The 11,091-nt window shown below is 57.8% G+C and carries 10 protein-coding genes; 8 read left to right on the top strand and 2 right to left on the bottom strand.

Features of this window, described 5'->3' with window-relative positions; all coding sequences use genetic code 11:
* From tnpC to CFR76_RS16515, 4 genes are all read left to right on the top strand, one after another.
* A partial coding sequence (tnpC, locus tag CFR76_RS16500) for an IS66 family transposase (RefSeq protein WP_110557887.1) occupies positions 1 to 811 on the top strand: 811 nt, incomplete at its 5' end.
* Positions 812 to 929: 118 nt separating this feature from the next.
* Positions 930 to 2,648, top strand: coding sequence for an Eco57I restriction-modification methylase domain-containing protein (locus tag CFR76_RS16505; RefSeq protein ID WP_110557888.1), 1,719 nt, complete (start codon positions 930 to 932; stop codon positions 2,646 to 2,648).
* Positions 2,648 to 3,313, top strand: a complete 666-nt coding sequence (locus CFR76_RS16510) for a PaeR7I family type II restriction endonuclease (protein ID WP_110557889.1) — start codon at positions 2,648 to 2,650, stop codon at positions 3,311 to 3,313. Before CFR76_RS16505 ends, CFR76_RS16510 begins: the two co-directional genes overlap by 1 nt.
* A gap of 118 nt (positions 3,314 to 3,431) precedes the next feature.
* Positions 3,432 to 3,629, top strand: coding sequence for a hypothetical protein (locus CFR76_RS16515; RefSeq protein WP_110557890.1), 198 nt, complete (start codon positions 3,432 to 3,434; stop codon positions 3,627 to 3,629).
* Between the two features lie 233 nt (positions 3,630 to 3,862).
* Here the strand turns inward: CFR76_RS16515 and CFR76_RS16520 are convergent, their stop codons facing one another.
* On the bottom strand, positions 3,863 to 4,459 hold the full coding sequence (locus tag CFR76_RS16520) for a helix-turn-helix domain-containing protein (RefSeq protein WP_110557891.1): 597 nt from the start codon (positions 4,457 to 4,459) through the stop codon (positions 3,863 to 3,865).
* Positions 4,460 to 4,501: 42 nt separating this feature from the next.
* Positions 4,502 to 5,941, bottom strand: coding sequence for an FAD-binding oxidoreductase (locus CFR76_RS16525; protein WP_244191992.1), 1,440 nt, complete (start codon positions 5,939 to 5,941; stop codon positions 4,502 to 4,504).
* A gap of 177 nt (positions 5,942 to 6,118) precedes the next feature.
* On the opposite strand from CFR76_RS16525, the gene dapA reads away from it, so the two are divergent.
* The 4 genes from dapA to CFR76_RS16545 are packed head-to-tail and all read left to right on the top strand — an operon-like array spanning position 6,119 to position 10,901.
* Positions 6,119 to 7,036 carry a 4-hydroxy-tetrahydrodipicolinate synthase gene (gene dapA, locus CFR76_RS16530; RefSeq protein ID WP_110557893.1) on the top strand — a complete coding sequence of 306 codons (918 nt, stop codon included), beginning with the start codon at positions 6,119 to 6,121 and terminating at the stop codon, positions 7,034 to 7,036.
* A gap of 12 nt (positions 7,037 to 7,048) precedes the next feature.
* Complete coding sequence (locus CFR76_RS16535) at positions 7,049 to 8,116, top strand: extracellular solute-binding protein (protein WP_110557894.1); 1,068 nt, start codon at positions 7,049 to 7,051, stop codon at positions 8,114 to 8,116.
* Positions 8,113 to 9,207, top strand: a complete 1,095-nt coding sequence (locus tag CFR76_RS16540; RefSeq protein ID WP_110557895.1) for an ABC transporter ATP-binding protein — start codon at positions 8,113 to 8,115, stop codon at positions 9,205 to 9,207. The genes CFR76_RS16535 and CFR76_RS16540 overlap by 4 nt, the downstream gene beginning before the upstream one ends.
* Positions 9,204 to 10,901: an ABC transporter permease subunit gene (locus tag CFR76_RS16545; RefSeq protein ID WP_110557896.1), complete on the top strand. Its 1,698-nt coding sequence runs from the start codon at positions 9,204 to 9,206 to the stop codon at positions 10,899 to 10,901. The genes CFR76_RS16540 and CFR76_RS16545 overlap by 4 nt, the downstream gene beginning before the upstream one ends.
* The last annotated feature ends 190 nt before the right edge of the window (positions 10,902 to 11,091 follow it).

Here is an 11,091-nt window from a genome sequence, read left to right on the forward strand (position 1 = left end):
GGTGCTGGCGAAAAGCCGCACCGTGACCGGGCGATTGTGGACCTATGTGCGCGATGACCGGCCATTCGGCGGCCCCGCACCGCCCGCGGCCTGGTTCCGTTACTCCCGTGACCGCAAGAGCGAACATCCCACGGAGCATCTCGATGGCTGGAGCGGTATCCTGCAATCCGACGCCTATGGCGGCTACAACCGGCTGTTCGACGCCGACCGCAAACCGGCACCCGTCATGCCGGCGGGCTGCTGGGCGCATGCCCGACGCGGCCTGTTCAGGCTGGCCGAACTCGGCCGCGCACCTCTTGCTGTGGAGGCCGTGCGCAGGATCGACGCAATCTTTGAGGCTGAGCGCGCCATCAATGGTGCAACGTCGGCGCAGCGTCTCGCTGTGCGACAAGAAAGCATCGCTCCCATGGTCGATGGCCTCCTCGCCTGGATGCGCGAAAGTTGCACCCGCCTGTTGAAGAAGACCCCCGTTGCCACAGCCATGACCTATATCCTGCGCAGGCCAGAGAGTTTTACCCGGTTCCTCTCCGACGGACGGATCTGCCTGACCAACAATGCCGCTGAACGCGCACTACGCGGCATCGCCCTTGGCAGAAAAGCCTGGCTGTTCGCCGGTTCCGATCGGGGCGGCCAGCGCGCGGCCGATATGTATTCCCTCATCGTCACCGCAAAGCTCAACGACGTCGATCCCCAGGCCTGGCTCGCCGACGTTCTCGCCCGGATCAACGACCAGCCCGTCTCACGCCTGCACGAACTGCTCCCCTGGAACTGGAAAAACACCCGTCACGCCAATCATACACAGGCGGCCTGACGCATGCCTGTGGTCCTCGTCGGATGCTTACCTTGGACCGAAACTGATCGACGTATGGCTTCCGATCAGGCACAAGAGATTCAGGCTTGCGATGGCAAAACGGACATCAAGGAAGTTAATGGCGAAGATCAATCTTGCGACCGTACTGCGTGAGCCATCTCTCCCCAATTTATGCTCGGTCACTGAAGCACTGGATACGATGGCAAATGCGGGCATTGAAAAGCGTGGAGCGATTTTCACGCGGCGCGAAGTCGTTGAATTCATTCTCGACCTCGTTGGCTACGATGCCTCAGCGCCCCTTCACACGTTTCGGTTATTGGAGCCATCTTTCGGTTTTGGCGATTTCCTTCTTCCGTCAATTGACCGATTGCTCGTCGCGTGGAAGCGGAGTGGCGCTGCACTCAATTCTCTGATTGACGCAATTCGGGCGGTGGAACTTCACCAGGCATCATTTGATCGAACCCATGCTCTTGTTGTCCAGAAATTGCGCGCGGCCGATGTTGGGCTGAGAGATGCCGAAAACCTTGCCGATCAATGGCTCGTGCAAGGTGATTTCCTGCTCATGCCCATTTCGGGCAAGTTCGATGTGGTTGTCGGTAACCCACCATATGTGCGGCAGGAACTTATCCCTGACGTGCTCATGGCAGAATATCGCGCACGTTATCAAACTATATATGACCGCGCTGATATCTATATTCCATTTATCGAGCGCTCATTGAGCCTGCTGGAGAAAAAGGGACAGCTCGGTTTTATCTGCGCTGATCGTTGGATGAAGAACCGTTACGGCGGTCCCCTTCGTGAAATGGTCGCGGACGGGTTCCACCTTAGTATTTATGTAGATATGGTGAATACTCCAGCCTTTCATCAGGAGGTTGTAGCATATCCTGCGATCACTATTATTGGCCGTGAGAAATCTGGGCACACACGCATCGCCCATAGGCCGGATATTTCTAAAAGTTTTTTAGCACAACTTGCCGCTATTCTTTGCTCGGCGCAAAAGCCTTCGTCGGATTCCGGCGTGAAGGAATTGCAGTCTTTTACGTCGGGTTCAGAGCCATGGATTATAGAATCCTCGGATCGCTTGGCTTTGGTGCGTAAGATCGAATCAAAATTTCCCCTTATCGAGGATGTGGGGTGCAAAGTCGGTATTGGCGTTGCGACTGGAGCAGATAAAGCGTTTATCGGAGAGTTTGACGGGCTTGATGTGGAGGCCAGTCGTAAGTTGCCGCTCGTGATGACGCGCGATATTATGGACGGAAACGTAAAATGGCGTGGTCTTGGAGTAGTCAATCCATTTGGCGATGACGGTAAGCTTGTGAAGCTCGACCAATTTCCGAAGCTAAAACATTATCTTAATGCACGGCGCGATCAAATTGCTGCGCGGCATGTAGCCCGGAAAGCTCCGGAAAATTGGTATCGGACTATCGATAGGATTTACCCCGAACTAGTCTGCAAGCCCAAGTTACTTATTCCCGATATTAAAGGGGCACCCCACATTGTCTACGAAGAAGGCTGTCTCTACCCTCACCATAATCTGTATTTTATCACGTCGGACACTTGGGAAATGCGCGCTCTTCAGGCGGTGCTTCTTTCCGGCATTGCAAGGCTGTTTGTCGCGACCTACTCAACGCGCATGCGCGGCGGGTACCTTCGGTTTCAGGCGCAATATCTGAGGCGCATTCGCCTGCCTGACTGGAAGGACGTCTCTCCGAAGATGCGACAAGCTCTCAAAAAGGCTGCTAAAGCGGGCGACGCTGAGGCATGCAACAAACTCGCTTTTGAATTATACGGATTGTCCGTTCAGGACAGAGTTACACTTGAGGATGATGAAAAGTAATGGGTCTGGATTTAACGGATTATGAGGCGAAAGCCCGTAATGCAACGATGGCATTTTGGGGTAATCGTCAGAAAGCACTTGAAGCCAAGATTGAAGCTGGAACGGTAGATACTGGTGAGCGTGGCGCGGTCACTGCCGGCAACACGATGGATGGGTTCACAGCATTGATGATCGACCTTGTGCAGGCAAATGGGCTGGCACATGCTAAGATTTATCGTCGGCGCAGTGTTCTAACGCTGCCGGGCTTTTTCCGGCCAACAAAGCTCTGGGACATCCTCGTGATTCTTGATGGCAGGTTGATTGCCGCAGTCGAGATGAAGAGCCACGTTGGTCCTTCATTTGGCACTGACACAGCCCGCCCCTTCGTAGGTTGGCTTGTGATGGTGGAAGACGCTGACAAGTCACGTCGACCCTCTAAGCGTGAATCTTCGCAGCATTTCCCAATTTTCGAGGAATTCAGGGGTGCCTCGTATCTCGATCGATACGATATCCTCTGCAAGAAGCTTGCGCTTGAAAGCCTCTATACCGCTGCATGTGTTTTGGCGTCGCCGCGCTCGGCCGTAACGACTGGTGAGTATGAAGACATGTCGGATCTCACCAGCTTGAAATCGTTCGTGGCGTCATTCGCCGCGCATATTGCAGCCGAGGCTGCTCGATCACAGTAGCGAGGAATCATGAAGCTCTCCGATAAGCACATTTATCGCATCGGAAGCCATTCCGCGTCATGGAATGACCTGCCCTTAGACCCGTGAACTGATTGCTGACCACATACAGCGCATTGACGTGCTGACGCGCCAGCTATGGGCGCGGGATGATGTGATACAGGAAGTCTATGCCCAGGCGATCGCAGCCCGACTGCTGGTGCATGAACTGGATGCCAGCGATGGACGGCCACCACGGCAGTTTGAACCGTTGCCGTCCTATCCTGTCCTGTCCTGCCAGCCGAACCCGCTGACCCTATGCCTGACCAGCAGGATATAAAAAAAGAGGTCTGATCGACCTCTTATACCTCTCTAAGAATGTGTTCTGTGGGGTTCCAAATCGTATGTCCCGCAGTTCCAAACCTGTTGGTGCGCTACAGTCATGATATGTCGTGCCCATCATCCATTCCACGCCATCTACCAGATGGGCCAATGCCCGTCAGATGCAGAACGGTTCAGGCGGCGCATATATCATTACAAATAAATAACATGTCCTTTGCCCGATTGCCGTATTCAGGCGTAAACCCAGATGACTTCGGCGGGATGCATGCCGGCGGATGTCCATTTCACGCCCATTTTTCCGTCGTAATAAATGCTGTCGCCCTTTTCCAGGGTCACGACTTCGTACAGTTCTGAGTGAATGACGAGCGTGCCCTCCAGAACCATGACGAACAGCTCTCCATTATGGGTCTGCCACTCGCTATATTCAGCCGGATCGCGCGCCATGACATGCGTGTGGATGGGGAGCATGCGCTTGTTGCGGATTTCGGATGCCAGCCATGTATTGTCGCAGGTTGCTGTCAGATGATGCAGTCCTTCGCCAGCGCGGGTGATGGTGCGGCGGCCAGAAGAAGGGGTACTCGCGCCGGTCATGGAGATCAGCGTGACAATGTCGATTTCAAAGCCTTTGGCCAGCTTGTTCAGGCTGGCCAGGGTGGGAGACAGTTCGCCGCGTTCAATCTTGGATATGGCCGACAGGGACAGGCCGGTCCGTTCACTGACCTGTGCCAGCGTCCAGTTCCGTTCATATCGTAACTGACGGATCCGTGGACCAATGTCACAGGCCTCGGTTCGGGGTATGTCCGTGGCATTATCCAGACCGGTATGCATGAAACGGGTATGTCCTTTAAGGATGGATGGCACCTGCTGGTGTCAGGATATACCGTCAGTCGGCGGGGCGAACAACTTGCCGGCATTCATGCGCCAGTCGGGGTCTAAGGCCATCTTGATCTTCTGCATCATCCGGACATCGTTTTCGCCCCGCCCTGCCAGCAGACGGCGGACATTGCCCTGCCCCACGCCATGTTCCGCACTGATGACCCCGCCGAGCGACAGCGTTACGTCATCAACGATATCATTGATCTGCCGGATGGCGGCCTTGCGCTGGTCATCATCGGCATACTCCTCGCGGTTCAGGATCACGACGGCATGAATGTTCCCGTCACCCAGATGGCCCAGCATGGGCATCGGGTCATGGGGGAAGGCGGCGCGCAGGCGCTCCTGTGTCAATCTTGCAAAATCGGCCTGACGGCTCAGCGGCACGGCGGTGTCATGGGCAACGCTGATCCCTGCTGTCTTGTTGCCTTCCGATACGCTGTGCCGAAGGCGCCACAGGGCCTGGGCCTGCGCCTCGCTGGCGGTAATGACGGCATCGGTCATCAGGTCATTTTCCATGCAGGCGGCCAGCGCGTCCTCCACGCACGGCAGCAGGTCGGTGCCGGGCAGGGTGTCGGTCACTTCGATCAGCAGGCTCCATGGCGCAACCGTGGCAAAGGGATAGGTGTTGCCCTGTGTGTACTGCAGTACGACATCCACCTGCGTCTTGTTCATGATCTCGAAGGATGAAATGCGTTCCCCCAGCGTGGCGCGCAGCCGTGCGAAGATATCCAACGCCTGCTCGACCGTATCCAGCGTCAGCATGCAGGTCACGCACTGGCGGGGTGCCGCAAAGACCTTGAGCGATGCGGCAGTAATAAGCCCCAGCGTGCCTTCCGCGCCAATGAATAGCTGCTTCAGATCATAGCCTGTCGTGTTCTTGCGCATGGGTGAAAGCCAGTCACAGATCGTGCCATCGGGCAGCACGACTTCCAGGCCCAGAACAAGGTCGCGCATCGCGCCATAACGCAGCACACTGGTGCCACCTGCGTTCGTTGCGATGTTACCGCCGATCTGGCAGCTCCCTTCCGCCCCGAGGGATAGGGGAAAATACAGGCCATGCCTGCGCGCGGTTTCCTGCAGGGTCTGGAGCACGCACCCCGCCTCCACCCGGATCATGGAATCAAGGGCGCTGATGGCCAGGATGCGGTTCATGCGGTCAAGCCGGATGACCATGGCCTGCCCGCTGTCATCTGGCGTAGCGGCGCCACACAGACCCGTATTGCCGCCCTGCGGCACGACAGGAATCCCCTCCCTTGCGCTGAGCTGCATCAGGGCCGCGACTTCCTGTACATTGCCAGGCCGCGCCACGCACAATGCCCTGCCATGGTAACGGTCGCGCCAGTCGGTCACGAAGGGATCCATGTCGGTGCCGGTCAGGATATTGGAAGGCCCGACGATTTGGGTAACACGCTGCAAAATGGTTTGATCAGTCACGTTTGTGGTCCCGGATTCTGTCATCCTGCCTGCCGCCAGGGGAGGCTGTGTGCAGAGGCTACATTGTCTTCGTTAATTTATCAAAATAATTATATCATAGTGGAAAATGTTCTGATAAAAGAATAATTATATTGAAAGACCTGCCGCAGCCACGGGTTGCCTTAACCGGGGGATCGAATGCCTAAACCGCTCTTTCGTGGCATCATGCCAGCCATTCCCACGCCAATGCAGCCCGATGGGGCGATAGATGAGGCGCGACTGACAGACTTTGTCCACTTTCTCATCAGGGAGGGTGCTAGCGGCATCGTGCCCATTGGCGGGACAGGTGAATATACGGCCCAGTCCGCTAGCGAACGGCAGCGTGTGGTGGCAACGACCGTAAAGGCCGCCGCTGGCCGGGTGCCGGTTGTCGCGGGGGTATTGTCCACCGGTTATGCCGATGCGGTTGATGCCGGTCGGGCCTTTACCGATGTGGGCGCCGACGGGCTTCTGGTCATTACACCTTATTATGCACGCGGTTCCCAGGATGGCATGCGTCGTTACTTTGCATCCTATGCGCGGGATGTAAAAAACCGCGTGCTTGCCTATGACATTCCCTACCGCACGGGCGTAGGCCTGACGCCGCAGACCATCGTGGCGCTGGAAGCGGATGGCGCGATCGTGGGCATGAAGGCATGTAACACCGATGTTGCGCATTTCAATGAGGTTGCGGCTGGTGTCAGTGCCGATTTTGCCCTGCTCAGTGGCGAGGATGGCCTGTTCCCGACCCATATGGCGCTCGGCGCATGCGGGGGCATTATTGCCAGCGCGTCCCTTCTGCCTGCTTACTGGGTCAGGATGTATGAACTGGCAGCGAAGGGCGAGACCGGGGCCGCCATAGCGGCGCAGCGTCGGCTGCTGCCTGTTCTGGATACCATTTTTTCCGATGTGAATCCCGGCCCGATGAAGGCGATGTTCCGCATGGCGGGTGCTGATATTGGCGGTGTGCGTCTTCCCCTGCTCGATCCCGATCAGGCGGCCCTGCGGCGGATCGGGGAAACGACGGAAATGATGTATGCCCAGGGGCTGATCGATCGCACGGCCCTGTTTTCCTGATACGGAGGCCCCATGGTGAAGAGGATTGCGGGCCGGCGTGCCTTTATGGGCGGTATGGCTGCATTGGGAACTTGTGGCCTTGCCGCGCGCGCGATGGGGGCGGACCTGTCAAACACGATTGTACTGCGCGACCCGGGCGGGTCCTTTCGTGCGGGCTGGACCCAGGCATTTTATGAACCCTTCACCCGTGAGACAGGCATCAATGTCCTGCCCGTGACATCAAGCGCCGAACCCACGGCTGAAATCCTGATGATGGTTCAGGATCGCAGCTATCTGTGGGATATAGCAGGCGCGATGACCGGTACCGCCCTGCAGAAACTGGTTGATAACAATGCGGTGGAGCGGCATGGGCTGGATCATGATCCGGCTGTTTCCACCATTCCGCCGCAATATCGGACCGAATACGGCATCGGTTCCGATGTCTATTCAACAGTCTGCGCCTGGCGCACGGATCGCTGGCTAGGACACAGACCGCCGCATGGGTGGCAGGATTTCTGGGATACCACGCGCTATCCCGGCGCACGCGGGTTGCGGCGCGACCCCATGGACATGCTGGAACTGGCCCTGATGGGCGATGGGGTCGATCCGGCGCATCTGTACCCGCTTGATCTCGACCGGGCTTTCCGCTGCCTCGACCGTATTCGCGCTCATGTCATGGCATGGTGGTCCAGTGGTGCGCAGGGCACGAACATGATCGCATCGGCCGAAGTGGACATGGTGCCGATATGGAACGCGCGTGCCGCCATTGCCGCCCATGCCGGCGCGCCGGTCGGCATATCGTGGGAGGGCAATATATGGGGTGTCGATTACTGGATGATCCTGCGTGGCGGCCCCAAGGTCGATCTGTGCCGGCGTTTCCTGAGTTTTGTCAGTGACGCCCGCAGGCAGGCCGCCTGGACGCGCTTCCTGGCGAACGGGCCGGTCATACCGGAAGCATACGACCATATTGACCCTTCCATTGCCATAACGCTGCCGACCTATCCTTCAAACCATGAAAAAGGCGTCATGACGAACAGCCTGTACTGGGTTCGCAACCGGGATATGGTCATGGAACGATTTCTGGAGTGGCTTGCCTCATGAACGGACAGCACGACGCACTGGTCATTGATGCCGTAGGCAAGCAGTATGGTGACTTTACAGCCCTTGCTCCCACCAGCCTGACGGTGTGCAGGGGCGAATTCGTCTCTCTGCTGGGGCCATCAGGCTCGGGAAAGACCACTTTGCTCATGATGATCGCAGGGCTTGCGACACCGGACTGCGGGTCTATCTGGATTGACGGGACGGACGCAACCCGCCTGCCGCCCAATCGGCGTGACATCGGTGTCGTGTTCCAGAACTACGCCCTGTTCCCGCATATGTCGATTTTCCAGAACATTGCCTTCCCGTTGCAGCAGCGCCATGTGCCAGGCGGTGAAATCCGCAGGCGGGTGGAGCATATTCTTGAAGTCGTGGGGCTGAGTCATGTTGCCGACCGCCTGCCTGCTGCCCTCTCGGGCGGGCAGCAGCAGCGTATCGCCCTGGCGCGGTGCCTGGTTTACAGGCCCTCCCTTATCTTGATGGATGAACCACTCGGGGCGCTGGACAAGCGCATGCGTGACCAGTTGCAGGACGAGATACGGCGCACGCACTGTGAACTGGGCACGACAATCGTTTACGTAACCCATGACCAGCACGAAGCCCTGACCATGTCCGACCGGATATGCCTGATGAACCATGGCAGGATTGAACAGGTTGAGACGCCGCAACGGCTGTATGCACGGCCGCGCAGTGTTTTTTCCGCCTGTTTCCTGGGGGAATCCAATATTTTCAAGCCTGTCTCGATTGTGTCCGATCATGGCGGGTGGCGCTTTGCCATGGCGGAAGGACAGGCGCCGTTCCTGGCGGGGCCGCGTGCGGATATGACGGATCCATCCGCTTTTCTGGTTCGCCCCGAAAACATGCGGATCGGGCCGGGTACGGGCCTGGAAGATAATCGTATTGATGTAACCGTATCCGATATTCTCTTCATGGGTACAACCACGCGTTACAGGGTCGAGGCCCCATGGGGCCAGTCATTGCTGGTGGATGCCCTCTCCGGCAGCGATATGGCTGACGTACACGTCGGTGCGACAGTGGGCGTGTGCTGGAATGCCAGCAATACGGTTGCCCTGCTGGATAACGGTGCCCCATGACGGAATCCACATCCATGCGCGCGCGGCTGGTGGGAGCGGGTTTCCTCGCCCCGGCCGTCGTGTATCTGATGATTTTCTTTGTTGTGCCCCTGTTCCAGTTATTCTGGGGCAGTGTAACGGACAATGGCGGGTCGTTATCGCCTGTCCATTACCAGCGTTTCTTTTCCGTGCCGGTTTTCGTGCGCCTGCTGGGTACGACACTTTTGTGTGCGCTGGTGGTCGCCGGTTTCTCCGCCGTGCTTGGCTATCCGGTTGTACGCTTTGTCGCGGGTCAGCCCGCGTCTCGTCGACGCTGGCTCATGCTGCTGATCATCCTGCCATTATGGTCCAGCTTCATGGCCCGGACATTCGGCTGGATTGTCATACTGGGCTATCATGGTGCGCTGAACGACTTTCTGCTCAGGATCGGGCTGATCAGCCATCCGGTGCATTTCCTGTATAACAGGGGGGCCGTGCTGCTAGGCATGACGCACAGCCTGCTGCCCATTTTCATGCTGAATGTCCTGCCGGTCATGCTGGCCATCAGCCCCGTGTTGCCACGAGCGGCCATGACATTGGGCGCTGGTGCGGGCACCGCCTTGTGGCGCCTTGTCCTGCCGTTATCCGCTCCGGGTTTTTCGGCCGGCTTCCTGCTGGTGTTCATGGCGGCGTCCAGCTTTTTCATCGTGCCTGAACTGCTCGGTGGCGCGGGCGACATCCTGATGCCGCAGTTGATCATTGCCGAGGTCGAGCAGACACTCAACTGGCATTTTGCGGCGTGCCTGTGTGTCATCATGATTGTCGCAACCTTTGTCTGTTATGGTGGACTATCGCGGCTTTTCAGTTTTTTCCCGCCGCGCGCCGGTGGGGGTGTGGAGCGTGTACTGTCGGTTCTGGGCCATGGATCCGACCGGGTCATCGAGCGGTTGGGTGGCCTGTGCCGTTTCCTGCCCGGGATGTTTTCGGGTGCGGTTTTCGTGTTCCTGTTCCTGCCAATCCTGATTCTCGTATCGATCTCGTTTACCAGTGGGGATCTGCTCGACTGGCCGCCGAAAGGACTGTCGCTCCGCTGGTACCGTACCGTCCTGCATGACCCGTTATGGGTAACGGCGGCATGGCGGTCGCTGCGGGTCGCGGTGATCAGTGCCCTGATTGCCACAGCCATTGGCTCCCTGGCGGCCGTAGGCCTTGCGCGCCTGTCACGACGGCAGGCGGCCGTGATCATGTTCGTGCTTATGGCGCCGCTGGTGACACCGCATATCGCGATTGGTGTCAGCCTGTACCGGTTCTTTTCCGGCTGGGGCATGATTGGCAGTGACATGGCGATCGTGCTGGGTCATGTCATCGGGTCGATTCCTTATTGTGTCATGAGTCTGTCCGCATCGTTCCGTTATTACGACCCGCAATATGACCGGGCGGCAGCCACCTTGGGCGCGCCAGCGTATAAACGGTTTTTCCGGATTATCCTGCCACTGGTCATGCCGGGATTGCTGGCGGCTTTCCTGTTCGCTTTTACATTGTCATTTGATGAACTGACCGTAGCCCTGTTCGTGACAGGGGGCATGAAAACGACGCTGCCCAAACAGATGTGGGATAGCGCGGTCCTCTCGGTGGATCCGTCACTGGCTGTGGTGTCGACCCTGCTTCTGGGCGTGAATGCAACGATGGCACTGGTCGCGACAGCACTAAGCCGCCAGCAGCGTCCGGCTGGCTGACAGCACGCTGCCGCGGGTCATTCCCAGATATATAGCCTCGTTGTCAACGGCGTGTTCAGCGGTTGTGTGGCGTGTGGTGGGATTCATGCGCCTGCCCTGCGAGCAGGACCGGCCTGACGTCGCGCGCAAGCGCAGGTTCTGGAAGCGATATCAGACCGATATAGATCCCACGCGTCTGGTCTTCATTGAC

Origin of the sequence: Komagataeibacter swingsii (genome assembly GCF_003207895.1) — a bacterium.
GTDB classification, from domain to species: domain Bacteria; phylum Pseudomonadota; class Alphaproteobacteria; order Acetobacterales; family Acetobacteraceae; genus Komagataeibacter; species Komagataeibacter swingsii.

Coding starts and splice junctions, on each gene's coding strand:
- CFR76_RS16520 (WP_110557891.1), bottom strand. CDS start 4,459: ATGCATACCGGTCTGGATAATGCCACGGACATACCCCGAACCGAGGCC.
- CFR76_RS16505 (WP_110557888.1), top strand. CDS start 930: ATGGCGAAGATCAATCTTGCGACCGTACTGCGTGAGCCATCTCTCCCC.
- CFR76_RS16540 (WP_110557895.1), top strand. CDS start 8,113: ATGAACGGACAGCACGACGCACTGGTCATTGATGCCGTAGGCAAGCAG.
- CFR76_RS16535 (WP_110557894.1), top strand. CDS start 7,049: ATGGTGAAGAGGATTGCGGGCCGGCGTGCCTTTATGGGCGGTATGGCT.
- CFR76_RS16510 (WP_110557889.1), top strand. CDS start 2,648: ATGGGTCTGGATTTAACGGATTATGAGGCGAAAGCCCGTAATGCAACG.
- dapA (WP_110557893.1), top strand. CDS start 6,119: ATGCCTAAACCGCTCTTTCGTGGCATCATGCCAGCCATTCCCACGCCA.
- CFR76_RS16545 (WP_110557896.1), top strand. CDS start 9,204: ATGACGGAATCCACATCCATGCGCGCGCGGCTGGTGGGAGCGGGTTTC.